Below are 24112 nucleotides of genomic sequence, written 5' to 3'. Positions count from 1 at the left end.
TCGCGCCATCGCCCACGGCCTGAATTGGTATGCGGGCGGGGTCATCCGCGAGTATGGAGACATGACTGCCCAGATTCTCGATGGCAAGGCCACCGCAGCCGCGATCAAGTCCGATCTCACCGTCCGCGTGGCGGCCCTCAAGGCACAGGGCATCACCCCTGGCCTGGGAACCCTGCTCGTCGGGGACGACCCGGGCAGCCGGTGGTACGTGAACGGCAAGCACCGCGACTGCGCGCAGGTGGGCATCGCCTCCATCCAGCGCGAACTCCCCGACACCGCCACCCAGGAGGAGATCGAGGACGTCGTACGGGAGCTCAACGCCAACCCCGAGTGCACGGGTTACATCGTGCAGCTGCCCCTGCCCAAGGGGATCGACACCAACCGCGTCCTGGAGCTGATGGACCCGGCCAAGGACGCCGACGGCCTCCACCCGATGAACCTCGGCCGCCTCGTGCTGAACGAGACCGGGCCGCTGCCCTGCACCCCGCAGGGTGTCGTCCAGCTGCTCCGCCACCACGGCGTGGAGATCAACGGGGCGCACGTCGTCGTCGTCGGCCGCGGTGTCACCATCGGCCGCTCCATCCCGCTGCTGCTGACACGTAAGTCCGAGAACGCCACCGTCACGCAGTGCCACACCGGTACGCGTGACCTCTCCGCCCAGCTCAAGCAGGCCGACATCATCGTCGCCGCGGCCGGGGTGCCCCACATCATCAAGCCCGAGGACGTGAAGCCGGGCGCCGCCGTGCTCGACGTCGGCGTCAGCCGGGACGAGAACGGCAAGATCGTCGGGGACGTCCACCCGGGCGTGGCCGAGGTCGCCGCCTGGCTCTCCCCGAACCCGGGCGGTGTCGGCCCGATGACCCGAGCCCAGCTCCTCGTCAACGTGGTCGAGGCGGCCGAGCGCAACGCGGCCGCGGCCGTCTGAGCCGGCCGACCCGATCCGGAGGGAACCCCATGGGTGCTGGTACGAGTCCGGCCGACCCGTCCGCCGATGCGGACGGCACGCCTGCGGCGTCGTCCCGGGCGGACGAGCCCGGTACGGGTGAGAAGGCGGCGGACGCGACCGCACCGGATCGGACCGCGAACCGTGACGGCGGCGCGGGCGACGGCGGCGCGGGCGACGGCGACGGCGACGCACGTGATGCCGGCGCCAGCGATGCCGACGCCGGTGGCGGCGACACCCGCGACGGCGATGCTCGTGAAGGTGACGCCCGTGAAGGTGACGTTGCTGAAGGGGCGGGCGACGGCGGTGCGGGCGCGGCCCCACGCCCGTCGCGGCGCTTCCCGTCGCTCACCCGGGACACCGCGCGCCCCGAGGGCGGGGGCAGGGCCGCGTCCGGGGACGCGCCTGCCCCGGCCCGCCAGTGGCCGCTGCTCGCCGTGCTCTGCACGGCCGGGATCGGGCTGCTGATCGTGGCCGTCGACCCGTTCGCCGAGGCGTTCCGGGTGGGCACGATGCTGATCGGTGCGGCCCTCATCGGTGGCGCCGTGCTGCGGCTGGTGGTGCCCTCGGTGGGCATGCTGGCGGTACGTTCCCGCTTCACCGACCTGGTGACCTACGGGCTGCTCGGCTTCCTCATCGTGATGCTCGCGCTGGTGGCGCAGCCCAAGCCGTGGCTGGACATTCCGTTCCTGGAACAGGCGGTCCACTTCACCATCCGCTGAGCCGGCGCTGCTGAGCCCGCTCGCTGAGCCGGCCTGCTGGGTCGGCTCGCTGGGGCGGCGGCGCCTCGCGCAGGAAGGCGCCTCACGAAGGAAGGCGCCTCACGAAGGAAAACGGTGCCCGTCCCCTCCCCCGAGGAGGGACGGACACCGGCGACGGGGCCCGCCGGAACGCAGAGCGCCCCGGAATGCGGTGACTTGAGCGGCCTTGCCCCGTCCGGACTTCAGCCTGGTCGACGGGGTGAGGCCGTTCAAGGGATGCCTGTCGCCTGTGGCACGGAAGTGACCATTCCGCCACCGTGTGATCGTCCGGCAACGGAGTGCCGGGGCCCGGACAGGAGCAGGGGCGGGGAGCGGGGGCGCGAGGCAGCGGAGCGCAGGGCTCCGAACACCCCTGTGCGCCCCGTACCAATGACCTGTCGCCCCGCGTTCGCGCCCGCTCCTGGGTAGTCCGGAACGGAAGAATCACCGGACCCGGGCTAGGGGGAGCGATGCCTCGTTGGAAGGCGCTGTCGGACGAACTCGATCCGCAGGTCAGGGAGTTCGCCGGCCAGTTGCGCAGACTCGTCGACCGCAGGGGGCTGAGCATCGCCGCGGTGGCCGACCGCACGGGCTACAGCAGGACCTCGTGGGAGCGGTATCTCAGCGGGCGGCTGCTCGCGCCGAAGGGAGCGGTCGTCGCGCTCGCCGAAGCGACGGGCACCAGCCAGGCGCACCTGACGACCATGTGGGAGCTGGCGGAGCGGGCGTGGAGCCGTTCCGAGCCGCGTCAGGACATGACGGTGCTGAGCGTCAGGATCCCGGGCGCGAGTGACGCGGCTGCCGCGGTTCGCACCGACGGCGCGAGTGGCACAGGCAGTGCGGGTGGCACGGACGGTGCGGGTGGCACGGGCGGTGCGGGTGGCACAGGCGGTGCGGGTGGCACGGGCGGTGCGGGTGGCACAGGCGGTACCGGCGGCGAGGGGATACCGGCCGGTGACCCGGCTGTCTCCCTCCGTTCCACCGGCCGTCGGAGACGGCAGGCCGTGCTCCTGGCGGCCGTGGTCGGCGCACTGCTGGTGCTGGCCGCGGTGGTGCTGCTGACCGGACCGGGGCACTGACGGTGGGTCGGTACGGGAGCCCTCACCGGGGCACGGCCGGGGCGCCGCCGGGGCACCGTCGGGCCGCCACCGGAAGGCCGTCTCCCGGGTGACCCGGGATTCGGCCGGGTGAGCGCTGTGTGACGGGTTGTGTGCGGTGCCACAGGGGGCAGGGCCGCCGGGGGGTTCCGGGTCGGATAGCCTGATCGCTGGATATCTCTTCACATCAAGATTCAGATCAGGGATGTCCAGCACCAGGGGCAGGGACCCCCACCGCCAGCTGTCTAACGGAGATCGCCATGACCCGCACTCCCGTGAATGTCACCGTGACCGGCGCAGCCGGCCAGATCGGCTACGCGCTGCTCTTCCGCATCGCCTCCGGCCACCTGCTCGGCCCGGACGTGCCGGTCAACCTGCGTCTCCTGGAGATCCCGCAGGGTCTGAAGGCCGCCGAGGGCACCGCGATGGAGCTCGACGACTGCGCCTTCCCGCTGCTGCGCGGCATCGAGATCACCGACGACGCCAACAAGGCGTTCGACGGTGCCAACGTCGCGCTGCTGGTCGGCGCCCGCCCGCGTACGAAGGGCATGGAGCGCGGCGACCTGCTCTCCGCCAACGGTGGCATCTTCAAGCCGCAGGGCAAGGCCATCAACGACAACGCCGCGGACGACATCAAGGTCCTCGTCGTCGGCAACCCGGCCAACACCAACGCGCTCATCGCGCAGGCCGCCGCCCCGGACGTTCCGGCCGAGCGCTTCACCGCGATGACCCGCCTCGACCACAACCGCGCGATCTCGCAGCTGGCCGCCAAGACCGGTGCCGCCGTCTCCGACATCAAGAAGCTGACGATCTGGGGCAACCACTCGGCGACCCAGTACCCCGACATCTTCCACGCGGAGATCGCCGGCAAGAACGCCGCCGAGCTCGTCAACGACGAGGCGTGGCTGGCCGACACCTTCATCCCGACCGTCGCCAAGCGCGGCGCCGCGATCATCGAGGCCCGTGGCGCGTCCTCCGCCGCCTCGGCCGCCAACGCCGCCATCGACCACGTGCACACCTGGGTCAACGGCACCGCCGCGGGCGACTGGACCTCCATGGGCATCCCGTCGGACGGTTCCTACGGCGTGCCCGAGGGCATCATCTCGTCCTTCCCGGTCACCACGAAGGACGGCAAGTACGAGATCGTCCAGGGCCTGGACATCAACGAGTTCTCCCGTGCGCGCATCGACGCGTCGGTGAAGGAGCTCACCGAGGAGCGCGACGCGGTTCGCGAGCTCGGCCTGATCTGATCCGTACGCCCTCCGAGGCGTACACCGCCGCCCCCGGCCGCACCGCTGCCGGGGGCGGCGGCATGTCCGGACGGCTGCGGCATGTCGCGGCGGCGGCGGCCGGGAACTGACCGCACCCGTTCCCGAGTCTGCGCTGTCATGCGCGTGACGATGATTCTTCCGGCACTGACCGAGGCGACCAGCCCGCTGTTCCGCCCCATCAAGTACTCGCTCTTCCCGCCGCTCGGCCTGGCGACCCTCGCCGGATACCTCGACCCGGACGACGAGGTGACGCTCCTGGACGAACACGTCGAGCGGGTGGACATCGAGGCGCTCGACAGCCCCGATCTCCTGGTCGTCCAGCCCTACATCACCTCCGCCCGGCGCGGTTACGAGATCGCCGACCACTTCCGGGCCCGGGGCGTCCACGTCGCCATGGGCGGCCTCCATGTGACCTCGCTCCCGGACGAGGCCGCCGCCCACGCCGACACGGTCTTCACCGGGCCGGGCGAGGACACCTGGCCGCTGTTCCTCAAGGAGTTCCGCGCCGGGGCGCCGGGCCGCCGGTACGACTCGAAGCTGCGCACCCTGGCCGGGCTGCCGCCGGTGCGGCGCGACCTGATCAAGCGGCAGCTGTATCTCGTACCGAACTCGATCGTGGTCTCGCGCGGCTGTCCGCACCACTGCGACTTCTGCTATAAGGACGCCTTCTTCGAGGGCGGGAAGTCCTTCTACACCCAGGCGGTGGACGACGCGCTCGCCGAGATCGAGCGGCTGCCCGGCAGGCACCTGTACTTCCTGGACGACCATCTGCTCGGCAACCGGCGCTTCGCCGAGGCGCTCTTCGACGGGATGGCCGGCATGGGGCGGCTCTGGCAGGCCGCCGGCACGGTGAAGTCCGTGCTCCAGCCGGATCTGCTGGAGCGTGCCGTGGCGGCGGGGCTGCGCAGCCTGTTCGTCGGCTTCGAGACCGTCAACAGCGCGAACCTCGCCGAACGCCGCAAGGACCAGAACATCGGCAAGGACTACGCGGCCGCCGTCCGCCGGCTCCACGACGCCGGCGTCATGGTCAACGCCAGCTTCGTCTTCGGGCTCGACCACGACGGCCCGGACGTCTTCGACCGTACGGTGGAATGGGCCGTCGAGCAGGGCATCGAGACGGCCACCTTCCACATCATGACGCCGTATCCGTCCACCGGGCTGTGGAAGCAGATGGAGGCCGAGGACCGGATCGTCCACCGGGACTGGGACCTCTACGACACCCGTCATGTCGTCCACCGTCCGAAGGGCATGACGCCGCGCCAGCTGGAGGACGGGTACTGGCGCGCGTACCGCGACTTCTACCGCTGGTCCAACATCTGGCGCGGCGCCGGCGCCCAGCCCGGCACCCACGAACGGCTCAGGCACCTGGCGTACTCGGGCGGCTGGAAGAAGTTCGAACCCGCCTGGGACGTCCTGATCCGCTCCCGCCGGGTGGTGCGGGCGATGCCGATGCTGGAACGGACCCTGGCGGCCTTCGGCGGCCGGAGCGCCTGAGTGCTCGGGCCCCATCGCCCGGCCTTGGTCACCCGGGCCCCGTCGCCCGGCCTGTCGCTCGGGCCCTCCCACCCGGCCCTTGTCGCTCAGCCTTTCCGCAGCCCGTCCGCGATCTCCCGTACCGCCGCCATCGCCCGGCGCTGGAGCCCGGGACCGAAGGTGATCCGGGTCGCGCCCAGCTCGCCCAGCCGGCGCGGGGACGGCCCGTCCGGGCGGGCGAAGGTGTTGAGCGGGGCCGGGACGGCGGCTGCCAGCGCTGGCAGCGCCTCGGGCGGCGCCATGATCGGGTAGACGCAGTCCGCGCCCGCCGCCACGTACAGCAGCGCGCGCCGGACGGTCTCCGTCTCCAGGTCCGTGCCCTCGGGCACGCCCCGGACGTAGGTGTCGACGCGGGCGTTGACGAAGAGCGCGTCGCCCGCGGCCGCCCGCACCCGGGCGAGCCGGTCCGCCTGCCACTCGGCGTCCATGAGGACGCCGTCCACCGAGTCCTCCAGGTTGCAGCCGACGGCCCCGGTTTCGAGGAGCCGCTCCACCAGCTCCGCCGGGGCCATTCCGTAACCCGCCTCGATGTCCGCCGATACGGGCACGGAGGCCGGGACGGCCCGCGCGATCCTGGCCACGGCGGCGAACATCTCGTCGGCGGGCGTCGCCCCGTCCTCGTAGCCGAGGGAGGCCGCGACCCCGGCGCTCGGTGTGGCGAGCGCCGGGAAACCCGCCTCGACGAAGACCCGTGCGCTCCCCGCGTCCCACGGTCCGGGGACCACCAGCGGGTCGCCGGGGGTGCGGTCGTGGTGCAGGGCGCGGAGGACGGATGCGGTCACGCGGGGCTCCTGTGCGGGTGTCGGGGAGTGGCGGTGCGTGGTGCGGGCCTGCGGGCGGGTCAGTGCTTGATCTGGCCCGGCTGGTAGTGGCCGGGGACCATGCGGGTGGTCACGGCGAAGCGGTTCCAGGCGTTGATCGTCGTGATCGCGGCGACGAGATGGGCGAGCTCCGTCTCGTCGAAGTGCTTCGCTGCCTTCTCCCACACCTCGTCCGGCACGAAACCGTCGGTCAGCACCGTCACGGCCTCGGTCAGCTCGATGGCCGCGATCTCCTTGGGCGTGTAGAAGTGCTGCGACTCCTCCCAGGCGCTGAGCTGGACGATCCGCTGGACGGACTCACCGGCGGCGAGCGCGTCCTTGGTGTGCATGTCGAGGCAGAACGCGCAGTGGTTCAGCTGCGAGGCGCGGATCTTCACCAGCTCCCCGATGACCGGGTCGAGGCCCTTACGGGAGGCCGCGTCCAGCCGGACCATCGCCTTGTAGACATCGGGGGCGAGCCCGGCCCAGTTCTGCAGGCGGGGGGTGTGCTCGGAGTTGAGCTCGGAGGTCGGGTGGCTGTGCTCGTTCGTCGTCATGGGTACGACAGTACGCGGCGGATGGCACCCCGGTATGGTCCATTTCCATGACGGATTCATGGGCCACTTTCGGTGCCGACCTGCATCTTGAGACGACCGGTGCGGCAGGACTGCGGGCCGGACTCATGGACGCGCTGCGCGAGGCCGTACGGACGGGGCGGCTGGCGCCCGGCACCCGGCTGCCGTCCTCCCGCGGCCTCGCCGCCGACCTGGGCATCGCCCGGAACACCGTCGCCGACGCCTACGCCGAACTGGTCGCCGAGGGGTGGCTCACCGCCCGGCAGGGCTCGGGTACCAGGGTGGCGCAGCGGGCCGAGCCGCGCCCGCCGGCCGGCCGGACCGTACGGGCCCGCGCGGCACCGTCCCGGCCGGCCCACAATCTGCTGGGCGGGTCGCCCGACCTCTCGACGTTCCCGCGGGCCGACTGGCTCAAGGCGTCCCGTCGCGCCCTGTCCACCGCACCCAACGACGCCTTCGGGTACGGCGATCCGCGCGGGCGCATCGAGCTGCGCACCGTGCTCGCCGGCTATCTGGCACGGGCCCGCGGCGTGTACGCGGACCCGGAGCGGATCATGATCTGCGCCGGTTTCGTGCACGCGCTGAAACTGATGGGGCCGGTGCTGCGCAAGCGGCGGGTGCGGGAGGTGGCCGTCGAGTCGTACGGGCTGGACATCCACCGGAACCTGCTCGCGGACGCCGGGCTGCGGCTGCCCTGTCTGCCGGTCGACGGACTCGGCGCGCGGACCGGCGAGCTGGCCGCCCTGCGGGGCGTGGGCGCGGTCCTGATGACGCCCGCGCACCAGTTCCCGACGGGTGTGCCGCTCCACCCCGACCGGCGGGCCGCGGCCGTGGACTGGGCGCGCGGCACGGGCGGGCTGATCCTGGAGGACGACTACGACGGAGAGTTCCGCTACGACCGGCAGCCGGTCGGCGCGCTCCAGGGCCTGGACCCCGAACGCGTGGTGCACCTGGGCACGACGAGCAAATCGCTGGCACCCGGGCTGCGCCTGGGGTGGATGGTGCTGCCGGATTCACTGGTGGGCGAGGTGTCCGAGGCCAAGGGGATGAGCGACTGGTCGTCGAGCGCGCTGGACCAGCTGACGCTCGCGGAGTTCATCGAGTCGGGCGCGTACGACCGGCATGTTCGCTCGATGCGGCTGCGCTACCGGCACCGCCGCGACCAGCTCGTCGCGGCCCTGGCGGAACGGGCCCCGGGCGTCCGGGTCAGCGGCATCGCGGCCGGGCTGCACGCCGTGCTCGAACTGCCCGAGGGCACCGAGCCGTCGGTGCTCCGGGCGGCGGCCTGGCAGGGCCTGGCCCTGGAGGGGATCTCCCGCTTCCGGCACCCGGACGCCGCCCCGGGCCGCGACGCGCTGGTCATCGGCTACGGGACCCCCACCGACAGCGCCTGGTCGGGCGCGCTGGACGCGCTCTGCCGGGTGCTGCCCTGAGAACCCCGGGCCGCCGGAGGTCCCCCCTCCGACGCCGGGCATCCGGCGCGGGCCGGACCTCCGGGCGCCCCGTGCGGGTCACTTCTCGCAGTGGTCCCGCTCGGCCGCGTCGTCCGCCGGCCCCCGGGTGTCCGCCGGGGCCTCGCCGAAGCGGGCCAGGGCCAGGGCGCCCGCCACCGCGACCACGAAGCCGGCGACCGCCACCCACTCCAGGCCCTCGCGGGTCCGGTCGCCGAGCCAGACCACGCCCACCAGCGCCGGGCCGATCGTCTCGCCGAGCACCATGCCGGCCGTCGCCGTCGTCACCGAACCGCGTTGCAGCGCCGAGGTGAGCAGCAGGAACGCCGAACCGCCGCCCAGCAGCAGCGCGTACGCGGCCGGGTCGGCGAGCAGCGCGGCCGGGGACACGTCGTCGATCAGCCGGACGGTGACCTCCACCACCCCGAAGCCGCAGCCCGCACCGAGCCCCAGCACGAGCGCCCGCGGCCGCTCCGGGAGGCGGCCGGCCACCGCGCCGATCAGCAGGACGCCCAGCGCGATCCCCAGCATCGACCAGGCCAGGGCGGCCGAACCGGTCCCGTGGCCCTCGCCGCCGGAGGCCAGTCCCAGCATGCCGAGGCCCGCGCAGACGACGCCGACCGCGCCCCACTCGACGCCGCTCAGCCGCACCCCGAGCAGCCGCGCGGCGACCACCGCCGTCACCGCGAGGCTCGCGGCCAGCGCGGCGCCGACCGCGTAGATCGGCAGGGAACGCAGGGCGACGATCTGGAGGACGAAACCGCAGCCGTCCAGGGCGAGCCCGGCGACGTACCGCCACTGGCGCAGGGCGCGCAGCAGCAGCGCCGGATCGACCCCCGCGTCCGACCCCGGCTCGGCGGCGGCCCGTGCGGCGACGGCCTGGAGGACCGAGGCGGTGCCGAAACAGACGGCGGCGCCGAGCGCGCAGATCATCCCGAAGACCACGAAGCGACTCTACTTGTGGACGCCCGGTGCACCCGCTTCCCGCCGTCGTCGGCGGGCATCTAACCTGACGGATGGTCGCATTGGCTTGATTCGTACGCACGGGGGAGTCGGAAACATGGCGCGCAGGCTGAGGTCGAGCACGGTCGTGCTCGGCGGCATGGGGGTGCTCGCGGCGATGATCACGTCCTGCGGTTCGGAGCCGGACAAGCGGTGTGCCGACCCGCTGACCCGCGACAAGCTGCCGAGTTACGAGTGCAGGAGCGGCAAGGGCTCGTACTACTACGGCGGCAGCAGCAAGAACGGCAAGGTGGAGGGCGGCAGTTTCGACAAGTCCGCGGTCGATCGCGGCGGTTTCGGCTGCTCGGGCACCGGCGGCGGCTGAACCGGCATGGAACGCCGCACCATGGAACCCCGCCCCGACTGGCAGCGGACGGTGGAGGAACAGGGCATCGTCTTCCCGCTCACCCGCTACCCGGACGGATCGCTGCGCCCGTACTGGGACGAGAGCGCCCACTACGTCTTCTCGCTGCCCGAGGTCGAGGCGCTGGAGGACGTCGTCGAGGAACTGCACACCATGTGTCTGGCCGCGGCCGCGCACATCGTGGAGCGGGACCGCTTCGCCGAACTCGGCATCACCGACCGGAGGCTGACCGGCCTGATCGCCCAGTCCTGGCAGCGGCGGGCCGAACTGCCCTCCCTGTACGGCCGGTTCGACCTGTGTTACGACGGCACAGGCCCGGCGAAGATGCTGGAGTACAACGCGGACACGCCCACCTCCCTGGTGGAGGCCGCGAGCGCCCAGTGGTTCTGGATGGAGGACCGCTTCCCGGGCGCCGACCAGTGGAACTCGCTGCACGAACGGCTCGTCGCGGCCTGGAGGCGCCAGGCACCCCTGCTGCCGCCGGGGCCGCTGCACTTCGCGCACTCCGACGGAGACGAGCTGGGCGAGGACCTGATGACGGTCGCGTATCTGCGCGAGACCGCGGAACAGGCCGGCATCGGGACGGAGGCGCTCTCCGTCGAGCAGATCGGCTGGGACCGGCTGAGCGGGCGGTTCGTCGACGACCGGCTCCGGTTCATCCGGAGCTGCTTCAAGCTGTATCCGTGGGAGTGGCTGGCGACCGACCGGTTCGGACCGCATGTGCTCGACACCCTCGACAACGGCGGCGGTACCGGCACCACCTGCTGGATCGAGCCCGCCTGGAAGATGCTGCTGTCCAACAAGGCGCTGCTGGCGATCCTCTGGGAGCTCTACCCGGGCCACCCGAACCTGCTGCCCTCCTACCTCGACGGCCCCCGCGAACTCGCGGCGGATCCGCGCGACGGCGGCCGCGGCCATGTGGCCAAACCGCTGCTCGGCCGCGAGGGCGACGGCGTCACGATCCACGAGCCGGGGAGCCCCGTGGTGCTGCGGGACGAGCCGTGCTGCTACCAGGAGCTGGCACCGCTGCCGGACTTCGACGGCAACCGCGTGGTGCTGGGCGCCTGGGTCGTCGAGGACCGGGCGGCCGGGCTCGGCATCCGCGAATCGGCCGGCCCGGTCACGGACGAGTACGCCCGCTTCCTGCCGCACGTCATCCTCTGATGCGCCCGTTTCCTGCCGCACGTCATCCTCTGATGCGCCCGTTTCCTGCCGCACGTCATCCTCTGAGGGCTGTCCTCAGCCGGGCAGCGGCCCGCCCGTGCGCAGCCAGCCGAGCAGATCGTCCGTGACCGGCTCGCCCGCCGTCCCGATGTCCTCGCCCGCCGCGCCCAGGCCCAGCCGGTACAGGGTGGTGCGGTCGCGGCCGTGGCGGCGCATGAAGAGCCCGTCGCCGCCGCTGTCGTCCCCGACCAGCACCCAGGCGGGCGCGTACCGGGGTACCTCGAAGGTCTCGTTGCGTTCCTGGATCAGGTGCGGGCCGTAGACGTGCACGCCGTTGTCGAGCAGCACACCGGGCGTCGACCGCCACAGCCGGGCGACCGCCGGATTGGGGCCGTCCCGCAGACCGCGCGACAGCGCCGCCCGGACGGTCAGGAACCCGGCGAAGGACTCCGCGACCGGGTACTCGCACCCGTCCGTGCCGTCCCGCCCGAGCACCGGGTACTCCCCGTCCTCGGCCGCCCGGTCCAGGGCGAAGCGGAACTGGTCGCCGCAGTCCGGCTCGACGGCGAAGCAGAGCCGCTCGCCGTCGAGCCGCCAGCCCGCGGTGACTGCCTCGTACATCTCGTCGGCCGGACCGTCGGCCGGGTCGTCGCCGGACTCTCCGGATCCACCGGACCGGCCTGGCTCGACGGGCCGGCCCGACTCACCGGACCCGCCGGGCGCCACCGTGGCGATGTCCGCGCCCCCGGCCCGTCCGTGGCCGTACTCCGCCAGCCACCACCGGTACGACGGCGGCAGCGGCCCGACGCGCGCCTCGGCCTCGTGGATCAGGGCCTGCGGCACGCCGCCCCCGGGGCCGAGGCCGAACCCCGGTGACTCCTCGATCAGGTCACGCAGCTGTGTCAGGTCGGGTCTCACGGTGCGGAGTCTGCCAGGGCGGGCCGGCCGGACGGGATCCGGCCCGCCCCGGCCGCCCGGAGCTCGGCCGCGCAGCATCGCCCGGAGCTCAGCTGCGCAGCATCGCCCGGGCTCAGCCGCGCAGCACCGCCCGGAGCTGTTCGAGGCCCCAGTCCAGGTCCTCCTTGCTGATCACCAGGGGCGGCGCGATCCGGATCGTCGAGCCATGGGTGTCCTTGACCAGCACCCCGCGGTCCATCAGCTTCTCGGAGATCTGCCGGCCGGTGCCGCGGTCCGGGGCGATGTCCACCCCCGCCCACAGTCCGCGGCCGCGCACCTCCTGCACCGCACCGCCCACCAGCAGCCCGAGCTCCTGGTGCAGGTGCTCGCCCAGCTCGGCCGCCCGCTGCTGGTACTCGCCGGTGCGCAGCATCGTGACGACCTCCAGCGCCACCGCGCAGGCGAGCGGATTGCCGCCGAACGTCGAACCGTGCTCACCGGGCCGGAACACCCCGAGCACGTCCTGCGACGAGACCACCGCCGACACCGGCACCACACCGCCGCCCAGCGCCTTGCCGAGCACATACATGTCCGGCACCACGCCCTCGTGCTCACAGGCGAAGGTCCGGCCGGTCCGGCCCAGACCCGACTGGATCTCGTCCGCGATGAACAGCACGTTCCGCTCGCGGGTGAGCGCGCGCACCCCGGGGAGGTAGCCGGGCGGCGGCACCAGCACCCCGGCCTCGCCCTGGATCGGCTCCATCAGCACCGCCACGGTGTTCTCGGTCATCGCCTCCCGGAGCGCGGTGAGATCCCCGTACGGCACGATCTCGAAGCCCGGCGTGTACGGGCCGAAGTCCTCCCGCGCCTCCGGGTCCGTGGAGAAACTGATGATCGTGGTCGTCCGGCCGTGGAAGTTGTTCGCGGCGACGATGATCTTCGCCATGCCGTCCGGGACGCCCTTCACCCGGTACCCCCACTTGCGGGCCGTCTTCACCGCGGTCTCCACGGCCTCCGCCCCGGTGTTCATCGGCAGCACCGACTCCATGCCGCACAGCTCGGCGAGCTGCGTACAGAAGTCGGCGAACCGGTCGTGGTGGAAAGCGCGTGAGGTGAGCGTCACCCGCTCCAGCTGCGCCTTGGCCGCGTCGATCAGGCGCCGGTTGCCGTGTCCGAAGTTGAGCGCCGAGTAGCCGGCGAGCATGTCGAGGTAGCGGCGGCCCTCGACGTCGGTCATCCAGGCCCCGTCCGCCGTGGCGACCACGACGGGCAGCGGATGGTAATTGTGCGCGCTGTGCGCCTCGGCGGAGGCGATGGCGGTTTCCGTGGTCGACACGGGATCTCCGTTCGTCGTGGGGCGGGCGGGGGTGGTGCCCACTTTGTATCGTCGGTCGGATCCGCGGCGAGGAAACCTCCGAATCCCGGCGCGCCCGCCGGGCGGGCACCGGCGCACGCCGTGACTCCGAGCGGGCCGGAGCGTGTTCCACGTCTCGTCCGCGACGGCGCGCGCTGCGGTCCGCGCACGTTCCCCACCGGCTGCCGGAGTTCCCCTCCGTACCTGAGACAATGAGTTCCATGGCCTCTGAACGCCCCCGTGTGCTCTCCGGAATCCAGCCCACCGCAGGCTCGTTCCACCTCGGCAACTACCTCGGCGCGGTCCGCCAGTGGGTGGCGCTGCAGGACTCCCACGACGCCTTCTACATGGTCGTGGACCTGCATGCGATCACCGTCCCGCAGGACCCCGCGCAGCTGCGCGCCAACACCAGGCTCGCCGCCGCCCAGCTGCTCGCCGCAGGTCTCGACCCGGAGCGCTGCACGCTCTTCGTCCAGAGCCACGTCCCCGAGCACGCGCAGCTCGGCTGGGTCATGAACTGCCTCACCGGCTTCGGCGAGGCCTCGCGCATGACGCAGTTCAAGGACAAGTCCGCCAAGCAGGGCGCCGACCGCACCACGGTCGGTCTCTTCACCTACCCGATGCTGATGGTGGCCGACATCCTGCTGTACCAGGCCGACCAGGTCCCGGTCGGCGAGGACCAGCGCCAGCACCTCGAACTGACCCGCAATCTGGCCGAGCGGTTCAACGCCGGCTACGGCGACACGTTCACCGTGCCGGACCCGTACATCCTCAAGGAGACGGCGAAGATCTACGACCTCCAGGACCCGTCGGCGAAGATGAGCAAGTCGGCGGCCAACCCGAAGGGCCTGATCAACCTTCTGGACGAGCCGAAGACCACCGCCAAGAAGGTGAAGAGCGCGGTCACCGACACCGACACGGTGATCCGCTTCGACCGGGCCGAGAAGCCCGGCGTCAGCAATCTGCTGAGCATCTACTCGACACTCACGGGCACCGGTATCGCGGATCTGGAGCAGAAGTACGAGGGCAAGGGCTACGGTGCGCTCAAGACCGACCTCGCCGAGGTCATGGTCGAGTTCGTCACACCGTTCCGGACCCGTACGCAGGAATATCTGGGCGACCCGGAGACGCTGGACTCGATCCTGGCCAAGGGCGCGGAGAAGGCCCGTGCCGTCGCGGCCGAGACCCTGGCCCGGACCTACGACCGGATGGGCCTTCTGCCCGCGAAGCACTGAGTCCAAGGACCCTGGCGGTTCTGCCGCCGCAGGCGTCACACTGGCGACGGGAAGCTGAACCCGGTGGATGGCCGAAAACAGGCCATCGGCCATCGAGCATTGAGGAGGACGACGTGGGGACCGTAACGCTCGGCGTTTCGATCGCGGTCCCGGAGCCCTACGGCAGCCTGCTCCAGGAGCGGCGCGCGAGCTTCGGGGACCCTGCCGCGTACGGCATTCCCACCCACGTCACCCTTCTCCCGCCGACCGAGGCCGAGGCGGCCGACCTGCCCGCGATCGAGGCGCACCTCGCCCAGATCGCGACGGGCGGCCGCCCCTTCCCGATGCGGCTGTCGGGCACGGGGACCTTCCGCCCCCTCTCGCCGGTCGTCTTCGTCCAGGTCGTCGAGGGCGCCTCGGCCTGCACCTGGCTGCAGAAGCGGGTCCGGGACGCCTCCGGGCCCCTGGTCCGCGAGCTCCAGTTCCCGTACCACCCGCATGTGACCGTGGCGCACGACATCGCCGAGGAGGCGATGGACCGGGCGTACGCCGAGCTCGCCGACTACGAGGCGGCCTGGACCTGCGGTTCCTTCGCGCTGTACGAGCAGGGCCCGGACAGCGTCTGGCGCAAGATCAACGAGTTCCCGTTCGGCGCCGGGGGCAGCGCCTCCGCCGTGCCCGCGCAGGGCGGCTCCTCCGTGGACGAGCCCTCCCTGCACCCCTGAGCGGCCCCCGTACCGCCCCGTCGCCGACGGCTCAGAGCGGCAGGCGCCGGAACAGCGGGCGCGGCACGTGCCGCAACGCCGACATCACCGCACGCAGCGGCCCGGGCACCCACACCGTCTCCGAACGCCGCCGCAGACCCGTCACGATGGCCTCCGCGACCGCGTCCGGCGTCGTGGTCAGGGACGGTGCCTCCAGCGGCGCCGAGGCGAACCGGGCCGAGGCCGACCGCGCCGAGGCGAACCGGGCCGACGCGAGCAGCGCAACCCCGCCCCGGGCGGGCGCGGGCGACGGCGACGCGGCCCGCGCGGCAGGCACCGTTTCCGGGACGGGTTCCGGGGCCGTTGCCGGAGCCGGCTCCGGGCGTACGACGCCGGGGCGCACGACCATCACATGCACCCCGGTCCCGTGCAGTGCGTCCCCCAGCCCCTGCGTGAACGCGTCCAGGCCCGCCTTGCTGGACCCGTAGATGAAGTCGGCGCGGCGGACGCGTTCACCCGCCACCGAGGAGAGCACCACCAGCGAGCCGTGCCCCTGCGCCTGGAGTGCGCCGGCGCACACCAGCCCGGCGGAGACGGCCCCGGTGTAGTTGGTCTGGGCGACCCGGACCGCGGCGAGCGGTTCCTCCTCGTCGCGGCCCTGGTCGCCGGTGATACCGAAGGCCAGCAGCACCATGTCGACGTCGCCCTCGGTGAAGACCTTGCCGAGCACGGTCGGGTGCGACTCGGCGTCCAGGGCGTCGAAGTCGACCGTGCGGACGTCGGCGCCGCGGGCGCGCAGTTCGGCGGCGGCCGCGTCGAGGGCGGGCCCGGGGCGCCCGGCCAGCCGGACCGTGCGGGTCCGCAGGGCGATCAGCCGCCGGGCGGTCGCCAGCGCGATCTCCGACGTGCCGCCGAGGACGAGCAGGGACTGCGGGGCTCCGAAGGCGTCCTTCACGGGAACACTCCTTGTGGGGTGGGAGGCAGGGCGGGGCGGGCGTGGTGGTCAGAGCGACAGACGGCGCGAAAGGTCCGAGCGGAAGGCCCCGGCCGGGTCCAGTTCGGCACGGAGCGAACGGAATTCGGCCAGCCTCGGATACATCGCGGCCAGCAGCTCCGGCCGGAGCCGGGCGTCCTTCGCCAGACAGACCCGGCCACCGGCCGCCGCCACCTCCTCGTCCAGCGAGTCCAGGAATCCGGCCAGCCCGGGCAGGGCGGCGGGCAGGTCGAGGGCGAGCGTCCAGCCGGGCATCGGGAACGACAGCCAGCCCGGATCCCCGGCGCCGAACCGTTTGAGCACGGCGTTCGCCGACGGCCGGCGCCACCGGGAGATCCGGTGCACGATCCGGCGCAGCGTCTCCTCCCGGCCGTGGCCGACGGCGAACTGGTACCGCACGGACCCGGCCCGCCCGGGGATCCGGTCGCGGTGCGGCAGGCCGTCCAGGGGGCGGAAGTACGCGGCGAGTCGCCGGAGTTCACCGATCCGGTACCTGGGCGCGCCGCGGTACCGCACCTCGTTGAGCAGGGCGGCCGGTGCGCCGGCGAGCAGCGCCTCCGGCACGAGGGCGGGGGCGGCCGCCAGCGGCCCCGGGCGGAACGAGAGCGGTGCGCGCCGGGCGTGCGCCGGTAGTGCGTACCGGGGCACATGCTCCCCCCGGGTGAGTACGGAGCGCCCCGTCGCCCGGCCGCGGGCGCGCAGATCGATCCAGGCGGCCGAGTAGCGGTAGCGGTGATCCCCGGCGACTAGCCGTTCCAGCAGGTCGTCCAGGTCGACGGTGCGTTCGGTGTCGACCGACATCCATGAGCTGGTGACGCGGTGGCACCGGAGCGTGACCGAGAGGATCACCCCCGTCAGGCCGAGGCCGCCCGCGGTCGCGTCGAAGAGCGCGGTGCCGGGGCGGACGGTGCGGATCTCGCCCTCGGCACCCAGCAGTTCCAGCTCCCGGACGTGCCGGGAGAAGGAGCCCGAGACGTGCTGGTCGTGACCGTGGATGTCGGCGCCGACCGCACCGCCCACGGTGACGTACCGGGTCGTGGGCATGACCGGGACGAACCAGCCGAGCGGCAGCAGGACCTCCGCCAGCCGGTGCAGGCCGACCCCGGCGTCGCAGACCACGATCCCGGCGGCGGCGTCCACGGAGCGGATCCGGTCGAGCGCGGTCATGTCGAGGACGGAGCCGCCCGCGTTCTGGGCCGCGTCGCCGTGCGCCCGGCCGAGGCCCCGGGCGATGGAGCCGCGGGGTCCGCAGCCGCGTACCGTCGCCGCCGCCTCCTCGTACGAACGGGGGCAAAAACGCACGGCGGCCGTCGGGGCGGTGCGGCCCCAGCCGGTCAGGGACACGGTGTCGACAGACATGACGGTGACCGTATCGCCCGGGAAAACCCTTTCGAGGTATTTGTTACAACACTCACCGATATGGGTGATTGAAGAAGTGTCAGTCCGTACAGCGACAGGGCCGGTTCGGTTTTCCGGGCCGGGGAGGGTAGTCGTACGTCATGGACTGGCTCAAGAACCTCCCCGTCATCGGGCCGATCGTCTCCCGGCTGATGGCGACGCACGCCTGGCGCTCCTACGAGACGCTGGAGCGGGTCCATTGGGCCAGGCTCTCCGCCGCGATCACCTTCATCAGCTTCCTGGCGCTCTTCCCGCTGATCGCGGTCGGTGCGGCGATCGGCGCCTCACTGCTCTCCACCGAGCAGCTCCACAAGATCGAGGACAAGCTCGCCGAGCAGGTGCCGGGCATCTCCGACCAGCTCGGCATCGAGAGCCTGGTGGCCCACGCGGGCACGGTGGGTGTGGTGGCCGGCGCGGTGCTGCTCTTCACCGGCATCGGCTGGATCGGCTCGATGCGGGACTGCCTGCGCGCCGTCTGGGACCTGGACGACGTGAGCCTGGGCAACCCGGTCGTGCGCAAGCTCAAGGACGCCGGGCTGCTGCTGGGGCTCGGCGGGGCGGCGCTCGCGACGATGGCCGTGTCGTCGGCCGGCTCCGTCGCCGTCGGCTGGACGGCGAATCTGCTCGGCATCTCGGACCGCGGTGCCGGCGGTGTGGTGCTCCAGGTGGCCACCCTGCTGGTGGCGGCGCTCGCCGGATTCCTGCTGCTGCTCTACCTGCTGACCCTGCTGCCCGGCGTCGAGCCGCCGCGGCACCGGCTGCTGGTCGCCGGAGCACTCGGCGCGATCGGCTTCGAACTGCTCAAGCTGCTGCTCGGCAGCTACATGAAGAGCGTGGCGTCGAAGAGCATGTACGGCGCCTTCGGGGTGCCGGTCGCGCTGCTGCTGTGGATCAACCTCTCGGCGAAGCTGCTGCTGTTCTGCGCCGCCTGGACGGCGACGCAGAACAGCGAGGAGGCCGGTGACGCCGGGGGCGAGGCCGCCGGAGAACCGTCCGGGCCGGTCAGCGGCGCGGGAGGCGGAGCGGCCAGCGCCGGTTGATCAGGAACGCCGCGCCGGCCAGCAGCACCACGACGCCCGCGGCGATGCCCAGCGCGATCCCGGCGCCCTGGCCACCGCCCTCGGACGCGGCGGCCTTCGCCCCCTGCGCGGGGCCGTTCTGTCCCTGGTCCTTCCCGGGCGTGGCCGTCGATCCCTTGCCGGACCCGGTGCCGGTGGCGGCCGACGCCGGCGGCACCAGCTCGCCGACCGGGGTCACCTTGCCGCTCGCGTCGAAGCCCCAGTCGAGCAGGTCGGCGGCTTCGTCGTAGACGGCGTGGGGCTTCTCGGACGACGGGTTCATGACGGTGACGAGCAGCACCCTGCCGTCGCGTTCGGCAACGCCGGTGAAGGTGTTGCCGGCGTGCGTGGTGTAGCCGTTCTTGACGCCCGCGATGCCCTTGTACGGCTCGACGCCGTCGGCGCCGGTGAGCAGCTTGTTGGTGTTCTGGATGCCGAAGCTCTCGCGCTTGCCCTTCTTCTCCGCGCCGGGGAACTGCGCGTCGGCCGTCGAGCAGTACTCCCGGAAGTCCGCCTTCTGCAGCCCGCTGCGCGCGAACAGCGTCAGGTCGTAGGCGCTGGAGACCTGGTCGGGCGCGTCGTACCCGTCGGGCGACACCACCTTCGTGTCGAGCGCCTGCAGTTCCTCGGCGTGCGACTGCATCGCGTCCACGGTCTTGGGGACGCCGCCGTACATCGAGGACAGCACGTGCACCGCGTCGTTGCCCGACCGCAGGAACACCCCGAGCCACAGATCGTGGACCGTGTAGGTGAGCTTCTCCTTGATGCCGACCAGGCTGCTGCCCTCGCCGAGGTTGGCGAGGTCCTCGTCCTTGACCGTGTACTCCTGGGTCTTCGGCTGGAGCGCGGGCATCACGGTGTCCGCGAAGAGCATCTTCAGGGTGGAAGCGGGAGGCAGCCGCCAGTGCGGGTTGTGCGAGGCGAGGACCTGGCCGCTCTCCGCGTCCGCGACGATCCAGGACCTGCCGGAGAGGCCCTTCGGCAGCACCGGGGCGTCCGGTCCCAGCTTGACCTGCGTACCGGCCCGGCCCAGCAGTTCGCCGCCGACCTTGGACATGCCCGCGGGCGGCTTCGGCTGTTCGTCGGAGGCATCCTTGCCGACCGCCGACGCCGGGCTGACAACAAAAGTGGACAACAAGGCGGCAGAGATGACCGTCAGAGCGGTCTTTTTGAGAGCAGGCACGGTCGGAAACGTACAGGGAGAAGATATGAAAATGGGTGCGGACGGCTTGACCCGCCGGGCGTACCGCCGGGACAGCCCACCCCGGGCGGCTCTGCCGGAGCGCGGCGGAGATACTGGGTCCATGAAGCTCAGCCGCCCCGTCTCCTGGTTCCTGCTCGCTTTCGGGGTGTGGAGCTGGTTCATCTGGATCACTTTCGTCAAGAACCTGTGGAAGGACGGCAGCGGACTCGCCTTCGACGACGCGGGTGACCCGACTGCGTACTTCTGGGTGCATCTGCTGCTCGCCATCACGTCCTTTCTCCTGGGGACGGCCGTTGGGGTGATCGGGTTCCGTGGCGTCAAGGCTCTGCGCCGCGAACGCGCATAACAGGCCGTACGACGGGCTGAGGAGAGCGAGTGGCAGTGGCCGGTCTCGTGGTGATGGTGATCGTCGTGCTCGCACTGCTGGCCGGCGTGCACCGCTATCTGTGGCGCCGTCTCGTCGGTGACACGACGGCCGAGGGCAGCGCGATGCGCAGGGCCGGCACGGTGGCCGCGTACGTACTGCCGCTGCTGAGCGTCGGCGCGCTGGTCGCCGGCCGCGCGGGCGCGCCCTTCCGGCTCCAGCAGGTGCTGGCCTGGCCGGGCTATCTGTGGCTGGCCGCCGTGCTGTACCTGACGCTGGCTCTGCTGGCGGGCGAGGCGGTACGGCCGGTTCTGCGCCGGGTACTGGCGCGCCGGGCGGGGCGGCCGGACGACGCGGGCACGACGCCGGCGGACGGCGCGAGCGGCGCGGATCCGGCAGGCGCCGCCGGTGACGTGGACGGCGCGAGCGACGCACGTCACATGGGCGGTGCGAGCGGCGCAGGCCACTCGAACCTCTCCGTGGGCGCGCCGGGCGCGGGGACCTCCGCCGCCCCGGCGACCCTCGTCGCCGAAGTTCCCGCCCGGCCCCGCCCCGACGCCCCCGGCCGGCGGCAGTTCGTGGCGCGGGCCGTCGGCGGGGCCGCCGCCGTCGCGGGGCTCGGCACGGTCGGCTTCGGCACCTACGGGGTGCTGCGCGGACCGCGGGTCAAGCGGATCACCGTCCCGCTGGCCAAGCTGCCCCGCTCAGCGCACGGCTTCCGGATCGCCGTCGTCAGCGACATCCACCTCGGCCCGATCCTCGGCCGCGCCCACACCCGGCGGATCGTCGACACGATCAACCGGACCCAGCCCGATCTGGTCGCCGTCGTGGGCGACCTCGTCGACGGAACCGTCGCCGACCTCGGACCGGCCGCGGAGCCGCTCGCCCTGCTGAAGTCCCGGCACGGCAATTACTTCGTCACCGGAAATCATGAGTACTACTCCGGCGCCGCGCAATGGGTCGATCAGGTAAGGGAGTTGGGTCTTCATCCGTTGGAGAACGACCGGGTGGAGATCGGTGGATTCGATCTTGCGGGCGTCAATGACATCGCCGGGGAGAGCGAAGGGCAGGGCCCCGATTTCGACCGCGCGCTGGGCGACCGGGACCGTACCCGCGCCGCCGTCCTGCTGGCCCATCAGCCCGTCGTCATCCACGACGCGGTCGCCCACGGCGTGGACCTCCAGCTCTCCGGTCACACCCACGGCGGCCAGCTCTGGCCCGGCAACTTCATCGCCGATCTGGCCAATCCCACCGGCGCCGGGCTCGACCGCTACGGCGACACCCAGCTGTACGTCTCGCGGGGCGCGGGCGCCTGGGGCCCGCCGGTACGGGTCGGCGCACCGTCCGACATCACCGTCGTGGAGCTCGCCTCACTACGGGCGTGACTCTCCGTCGACAACTGGTTTCAGACGTACAGGTGCACCCAAGGTTTCAACTGCCGAACAAAAGGCTATGAGTCACAGTTTTGCTCTTCCAGATGTGAAATTCGTGTGATTGGCTGATCGCGAGCATGCGGTGATGTGCGTATCTGAGCGCAACGCCGAGGTGGGGCTGGTAAGGGAGAGCACGGCAATGCGGTCGATCCGGCTACGGATTCTCGCGATTCTCGCGGTTTTGGTCATCGCAGGCGTGGTCGCCTGGCAGTTGCTTCCCTCGGACGAGGTGAAACAGGACCCGGTAGCCGTCGGCACGACGGACGTGGTCACCTCGCTCGATCCGGCAGGCGCGTACGACGCGGGTTCCTGGGCGATGTACAGCAACATCTACCAGTCGCTCATGACGTTCAAGTCCGGGGCGGTCGTCCCCGAGCCCGACGCGGCCGAGAGCTGCGGGTTCATCGGCCAGAAGCTCCAGACGTACCAGTGCAAGCTGCGCGACGACCTGACCTTCTCCAACGGCCGGAAGATCACCGCCGAGGACGTCAAGTACTCCATCGAGCGCATGATCAGGATCAAGACGGACGTCGGTCCGTGGGTGCTGTTCCCGAGCCTGAAGAACGTGGTGGCCGACGGCCGCACGATCACCTTCAACCTCTCCTCGCGCGACGCGACCTTCCCGCAGAAGCTCGCCACCGGAGCCGGTTCGATCGTCGACCGCGAGTCGTACCCGGCGGACAAGCTCCGCAAGGGGAACACGGTCGAGGGTTCGGGGCCGTACGTCCTGAAGTCGTACCGGTCGGGCGAGATCGCGGAGCTGGTCCCCAACACCCGGTACAAGGGCGCGGTGAAGAAGGAGGGCGTCCCGGTCACCGTGCACTACTACCCGAAGTCCAGTGACCTGCTGGCCGCCTGGAACGCCAAGCAGCTCGACGTCACCCACCGCGAACTGCCGCCGGCCACGCTCGCCGAGCTGAACCCCGGCGACCCCGACCTGCGTGTCACCGAGGCGGACAGCGCCGAGATCCGCAACCTCGTCTTCAACGTCCGGCCCGGCACACCGCTGGCCGACAAGAAGGTCCGGCAGGCCATCGCCTCGATCATCGACCGCGGGCCGCTGGTGAGCAACATCTACAAGAGCACGGTCGAACCGCTCTACTCGCTGATCCCGCAGGGCTACATCGGGCACAGCACGCCGTTCTTCGACGCCTACCCGGCGCCCGACCCGGCGCGCGCCAAGGAACTGCTGAAGGACGTCGGCGTGCAGACGCCGGTCAAGATCGACTTCGGATACCGCGGCGGCGACGAGACGCAGGCGAAGGAGGCCGAAGAGATCCGTCGCCAGCTGGAGGCGGACGGGCTGTTCAAGATCGAGCTCCACGCCGTCGAGTGGACGAAGTTCCAGAAGGAGTACGCGGCCGGCAAGTACGACGCGTACACGATCGGCTGGCTCCCCGACTACCCGGACCCCGACACCTTCAGCCAGCCGCTCGTCGGCCGCGACAACAGCCTCCACAACGGCTACTCCAGCAAGAAGGTGGACAGCCTGATCGGCTCCACGCTCCAGTACAGCGACCGCGGACGCACCGCGGCCGACTTCAAGGAGCTCCAGGCGCAGGTCGGCGAGGACGTGCCGCTGGTCCCGCTGTGGCAGAAGAAGGACTACGTCGTCAGCACGACGGACGTCTCCGGCTCGCAGTACCTCTCGGACGGCACCGGCATCTGGCGGCTCTGGGAGCTGAAGCGGATCTGACGCTCCGCCGCACAGCACAGCGGGGGCGGTCGTACCGGCATCTGCCGGACGGCCGCCCCCGTCGTCGTTCCGCCGCACGCCCGCAGGGGCTGCGGGACGGCGCTCAGCCGGACTCCTCCGGCCGTTCCCCGCCCTTCGGCTTCACGGCACCGGGCAGGAACTCCTCCAGCACCTCGTGCACCTGCCGCACCAGCGGCCGCAGCGCCCGGAACCGGGAGAGCGCGATGGCGCGGGCGCCGATCGGGGCGGAGCGCTCGACCAGGCGGCGGCTGCGCGCGGTGTGCTCGGTGCGGTCGTACACCCAGTACAGCACCAGGCCCATCTGCATCAGCCACATCAACTGCGGCAGCAGCTCAGCAAGTTCGGGATCGGTCTTGGCGTCGGACCCGGCCAGGCACTGCCGGTGGATGGAGATCGCCGCCTCGCGGGCCGCGACCGATTCCGCCGAGAACGGGCTGAGCGGGCTCTCCGGGTCGGCGGCGTTCTTGAAGAACTGCGCGGCGAAGCGGTGGTACGGCTCCGCCACGTCCAGCCAGGTGAGCAGGACCCCGCGCATGCGCACCGCGAGGTCCCTGTCGCCGTCCAGGACCGGCTGCACGGCTGCCGCGTGCTCGGCCGCGAGCCGGTCGTAGAAGCCCTGGACGAGGTGTTCCTTGTTCGTGAAGTAGTAGTAGGCGTTCCCCACGGAGACGCCGGCCTCCTGGGCGATGGCCCGCATCGTCGTCTTGTCGTAACCGCGTTCCTGGAAGAGCCGGAGCGCCGTTTCGAGGATGAGTGTGCGGGTCTGCTCGCTCTTGGGAGCCTTGGCTTCCTTCACGTCCTTCACTTCCTTCACCACAGACCCGAGGGTATCCGG

General features: G+C 71.8%; 23 protein-coding genes. 14 read left to right on the top strand and 9 right to left on the bottom strand.

Features of this window, described 5'->3' with window-relative positions; genetic code table 11:
• Positions 1-61: 61 nt before the first annotated feature.
• The 5 genes from ACGF8B_RS33100 (at position 62) to ACGF8B_RS33080 (ending at position 5545) form a co-directional block, all read left to right on the top strand.
• Positions 62-925, top strand: a complete 864-nt coding sequence (locus ACGF8B_RS33100) for a bifunctional methylenetetrahydrofolate dehydrogenase/methenyltetrahydrofolate cyclohydrolase (protein WP_124716850.1) — start codon at positions 62-64, stop codon at positions 923-925.
• 29 nt (positions 926-954) lie between these two features.
• Positions 955-1665, top strand: a complete 711-nt coding sequence (locus tag ACGF8B_RS33095; protein WP_392745792.1) for a DUF3017 domain-containing protein — start codon at positions 955-957, stop codon at positions 1663-1665.
• A 488-nt stretch (positions 1666-2153) separates the two neighbouring features.
• Entirely contained in the window at positions 2154-2762 is a 609-nt protein-coding gene (locus tag ACGF8B_RS33090) for a helix-turn-helix domain-containing protein (protein WP_392745791.1), read from the top strand.
• Between the two features lie 278 nt (positions 2763-3040).
• A complete protein-coding gene (locus ACGF8B_RS33085; protein ID WP_342281989.1) occupies positions 3041-4030 on the top strand; it encodes a malate dehydrogenase in 990 nt (329 codons plus the stop codon).
• 138 nt (positions 4031-4168) lie between these two features.
• Positions 4169-5545 (top strand): B12-binding domain-containing radical SAM protein, encoded by a 1377-nt coding sequence (locus ACGF8B_RS33080; RefSeq protein WP_392745789.1) that lies wholly within the window; start codon positions 4169-4171, stop codon positions 5543-5545.
• An 86-nt stretch (positions 5546-5631) separates the two neighbouring features.
• Here ACGF8B_RS33080 and ACGF8B_RS33075 read toward each other — a convergent pair whose 3' ends face one another.
• Positions 5632-6366, bottom strand: a complete 735-nt coding sequence (locus ACGF8B_RS33075) for an isocitrate lyase/phosphoenolpyruvate mutase family protein (RefSeq protein WP_392745788.1) — start codon at positions 6364-6366, stop codon at positions 5632-5634.
• A gap of 59 nt (positions 6367-6425) precedes the next feature.
• Positions 6426-6941 carry a carboxymuconolactone decarboxylase family protein gene (locus tag ACGF8B_RS33070; RefSeq protein ID WP_259928130.1) on the bottom strand — a complete coding sequence of 172 codons (516 nt, stop codon included), beginning with the start codon at positions 6939-6941 and terminating at the stop codon, positions 6426-6428.
• 47 nt (positions 6942-6988) lie between these two features.
• On the opposite strand from ACGF8B_RS33070, the gene ACGF8B_RS33065 reads away from it, so the two are divergent.
• Positions 6989-8392: a PLP-dependent aminotransferase family protein gene (locus tag ACGF8B_RS33065; RefSeq protein ID WP_392745786.1), complete on the top strand. Its 1404-nt coding sequence runs from the start codon at positions 6989-6991 to the stop codon at positions 8390-8392.
• A 78-nt stretch (positions 8393-8470) separates the two neighbouring features.
• On the opposite strand, the gene ACGF8B_RS33060 is transcribed toward ACGF8B_RS33065, so the two are convergent.
• Positions 8471-9343 carry a hypothetical protein gene (locus tag ACGF8B_RS33060; protein WP_392745939.1) on the bottom strand — a complete coding sequence of 291 codons (873 nt, stop codon included), beginning with the start codon at positions 9341-9343 and terminating at the stop codon, positions 8471-8473.
• Between the two features lie 127 nt (positions 9344-9470).
• On the opposite strand from ACGF8B_RS33060, the gene ACGF8B_RS33055 reads away from it, so the two are divergent.
• The gene (locus tag ACGF8B_RS33055) at positions 9471-9737 is read left to right on the top strand and encodes a hypothetical protein (protein ID WP_392745785.1); all 267 of its coding nucleotides are present in this window, start codon (positions 9471-9473) and stop codon (positions 9735-9737) included.
• A gap of 6 nt (positions 9738-9743) precedes the next feature.
• Positions 9744-10940, top strand: a complete 1197-nt coding sequence (locus ACGF8B_RS33050; protein ID WP_392745783.1) for a glutathionylspermidine synthase family protein — start codon at positions 9744-9746, stop codon at positions 10938-10940.
• 75 nt (positions 10941-11015) lie between these two features.
• Here the strand turns inward: ACGF8B_RS33050 and ACGF8B_RS33045 are convergent, their stop codons facing one another.
• The gene (locus ACGF8B_RS33045) at positions 11016-11858 is read right to left on the bottom strand and encodes an SMI1/KNR4 family protein (RefSeq protein WP_392745781.1); all 843 of its coding nucleotides are present in this window, start codon (positions 11856-11858) and stop codon (positions 11016-11018) included.
• Between the two features lie 112 nt (positions 11859-11970).
• Positions 11971-13173, bottom strand: a complete 1203-nt coding sequence (gene rocD / locus ACGF8B_RS33040; protein WP_392745780.1) for an ornithine--oxo-acid transaminase — start codon at positions 13171-13173, stop codon at positions 11971-11973.
• Positions 13174-13412: 239 nt separating this feature from the next.
• Between rocD and trpS the strand changes: the two genes are divergently transcribed.
• Both trpS and ACGF8B_RS33030 read left to right on the top strand, forming a co-directional pair.
• Entirely contained in the window at positions 13413-14426 is a 1014-nt protein-coding gene (trpS, locus tag ACGF8B_RS33035) for a tryptophan--tRNA ligase (protein ID WP_392745779.1), read from the top strand.
• A gap of 113 nt (positions 14427-14539) precedes the next feature.
• Positions 14540-15130, top strand: a complete 591-nt coding sequence (locus tag ACGF8B_RS33030; RefSeq protein WP_392745778.1) for a 2'-5' RNA ligase family protein — start codon at positions 14540-14542, stop codon at positions 15128-15130.
• A gap of 31 nt (positions 15131-15161) precedes the next feature.
• Here the strand turns inward: ACGF8B_RS33030 and ACGF8B_RS33025 are convergent, their stop codons facing one another.
• Positions 15162-16064 (bottom strand): SDR family NAD(P)-dependent oxidoreductase, encoded by a 903-nt coding sequence (locus tag ACGF8B_RS33025; RefSeq protein ID WP_392745777.1) that lies wholly within the window; start codon positions 16062-16064, stop codon positions 15162-15164.
• Positions 16065-16112: 48 nt separating this feature from the next.
• The gene (locus tag ACGF8B_RS33020) at positions 16113-17462 is read right to left on the bottom strand and encodes an FAD-binding protein (protein ID WP_392745776.1); all 1350 of its coding nucleotides are present in this window, start codon (positions 17460-17462) and stop codon (positions 16113-16115) included.
• A gap of 140 nt (positions 17463-17602) precedes the next feature.
• Between ACGF8B_RS33020 and ACGF8B_RS33015 the strand changes: the two genes are divergently transcribed.
• Complete coding sequence (locus ACGF8B_RS33015) at positions 17603-18541, top strand: YihY/virulence factor BrkB family protein (protein ID WP_392745775.1); 939 nt, start codon at positions 17603-17605, stop codon at positions 18539-18541.
• Here ACGF8B_RS33015 and ACGF8B_RS33010 read toward each other — a convergent pair.
• On the bottom strand, positions 18504-19742 hold the full coding sequence (locus tag ACGF8B_RS33010) for a D-alanyl-D-alanine carboxypeptidase family protein (RefSeq protein ID WP_392745774.1): 1239 nt from the start codon (positions 19740-19742) through the stop codon (positions 18504-18506). The two genes, ACGF8B_RS33015 and ACGF8B_RS33010, sit on opposite strands and share 38 nt — an antisense overlap.
• A gap of 121 nt (positions 19743-19863) precedes the next feature.
• Here ACGF8B_RS33010 and ACGF8B_RS33005 point away from each other — a divergent pair, with 121 nt between their 5' ends.
• From ACGF8B_RS33005 to ACGF8B_RS32995, 3 genes are all read left to right on the top strand, one after another.
• Complete coding sequence (locus tag ACGF8B_RS33005) at positions 19864-20109, top strand: SCO4848 family membrane protein (RefSeq protein ID WP_079179553.1); 246 nt, start codon at positions 19864-19866, stop codon at positions 20107-20109.
• Between the two features lie 29 nt (positions 20110-20138).
• Positions 20139-21512: a metallophosphoesterase gene (locus ACGF8B_RS33000; protein WP_392745772.1), complete on the top strand. Its 1374-nt coding sequence runs from the start codon at positions 20139-20141 to the stop codon at positions 21510-21512.
• A gap of 187 nt (positions 21513-21699) precedes the next feature.
• Positions 21700-23256 (top strand): ABC transporter substrate-binding protein, encoded by a 1557-nt coding sequence (locus tag ACGF8B_RS32995; RefSeq protein ID WP_392745938.1) that lies wholly within the window; start codon positions 21700-21702, stop codon positions 23254-23256.
• 103 nt (positions 23257-23359) lie between these two features.
• Here the strand turns inward: ACGF8B_RS32995 and ACGF8B_RS32990 are convergent, their stop codons facing one another.
• Positions 23360-24094, bottom strand: coding sequence for a TetR family transcriptional regulator (locus tag ACGF8B_RS32990; RefSeq protein WP_392745771.1), 735 nt, complete (start codon positions 24092-24094; stop codon positions 23360-23362).
• Positions 24095-24112: the final 18 nt, after the last annotated feature.

The sequence above is a fragment of the Streptomyces sp. NPDC047917 genome, from assembly GCF_043204345.1.
GTDB lineage: Bacteria > Actinomycetota > Actinomycetes > Streptomycetales > Streptomycetaceae > Streptomyces > Streptomyces sanglieri.
The sequence above is the reverse complement of the archived record's forward strand: the minus strand, read 5'-3'. Positions and strand labels throughout refer to the sequence as shown.

Bases quoted from the DNA above. Each gene is read 5' to 3' on its own strand.
- ACGF8B_RS33100 (WP_124716850.1), top strand. From the start codon at position 62: ATGACTGCCCAGATTCTCGATGGCAAGGCCACCGCAGCCGCGATCAAG.
- ACGF8B_RS33095 (WP_392745792.1), top strand. From the start codon at position 955: ATGGGTGCTGGTACGAGTCCGGCCGACCCGTCCGCCGATGCGGACGGC.
- ACGF8B_RS33090 (WP_392745791.1), top strand. From the start codon at position 2,154: ATGCCTCGTTGGAAGGCGCTGTCGGACGAACTCGATCCGCAGGTCAGG.
- ACGF8B_RS33085 (WP_342281989.1), top strand. From the start codon at position 3,041: ATGACCCGCACTCCCGTGAATGTCACCGTGACCGGCGCAGCCGGCCAG.
- ACGF8B_RS33080 (WP_392745789.1), top strand. From the start codon at position 4,169: ATGCGCGTGACGATGATTCTTCCGGCACTGACCGAGGCGACCAGCCCG.
- ACGF8B_RS33070 (WP_259928130.1), bottom strand. From the start codon at position 6,941: ATGACGACGAACGAGCACAGCCACCCGACCTCCGAGCTCAACTCCGAG.
- ACGF8B_RS33065 (WP_392745786.1), top strand. From the start codon at position 6,989: ATGACGGATTCATGGGCCACTTTCGGTGCCGACCTGCATCTTGAGACG.
- ACGF8B_RS33060 (WP_392745939.1), bottom strand. From the start codon at position 9,343: ATGATCTGCGCGCTCGGCGCCGCCGTCTGTTTCGGCACCGCCTCGGTC.
- ACGF8B_RS33055 (WP_392745785.1), top strand. From the start codon at position 9,471: ATGGCGCGCAGGCTGAGGTCGAGCACGGTCGTGCTCGGCGGCATGGGG.
- ACGF8B_RS33050 (WP_392745783.1), top strand. From the start codon at position 9,744: ATGGAACGCCGCACCATGGAACCCCGCCCCGACTGGCAGCGGACGGTG.
- trpS (WP_392745779.1), top strand. From the start codon at position 13,413: ATGGCCTCTGAACGCCCCCGTGTGCTCTCCGGAATCCAGCCCACCGCA.
- ACGF8B_RS33020 (WP_392745776.1), bottom strand. From the start codon at position 17,462: ATGTCTGTCGACACCGTGTCCCTGACCGGCTGGGGCCGCACCGCCCCG.
- ACGF8B_RS33015 (WP_392745775.1), top strand. From the start codon at position 17,603: ATGGACTGGCTCAAGAACCTCCCCGTCATCGGGCCGATCGTCTCCCGG.
- ACGF8B_RS33005 (WP_079179553.1), top strand. From the start codon at position 19,864: ATGAAGCTCAGCCGCCCCGTCTCCTGGTTCCTGCTCGCTTTCGGGGTG.
- ACGF8B_RS32995 (WP_392745938.1), top strand. From the start codon at position 21,700: ATGCGGTCGATCCGGCTACGGATTCTCGCGATTCTCGCGGTTTTGGTC.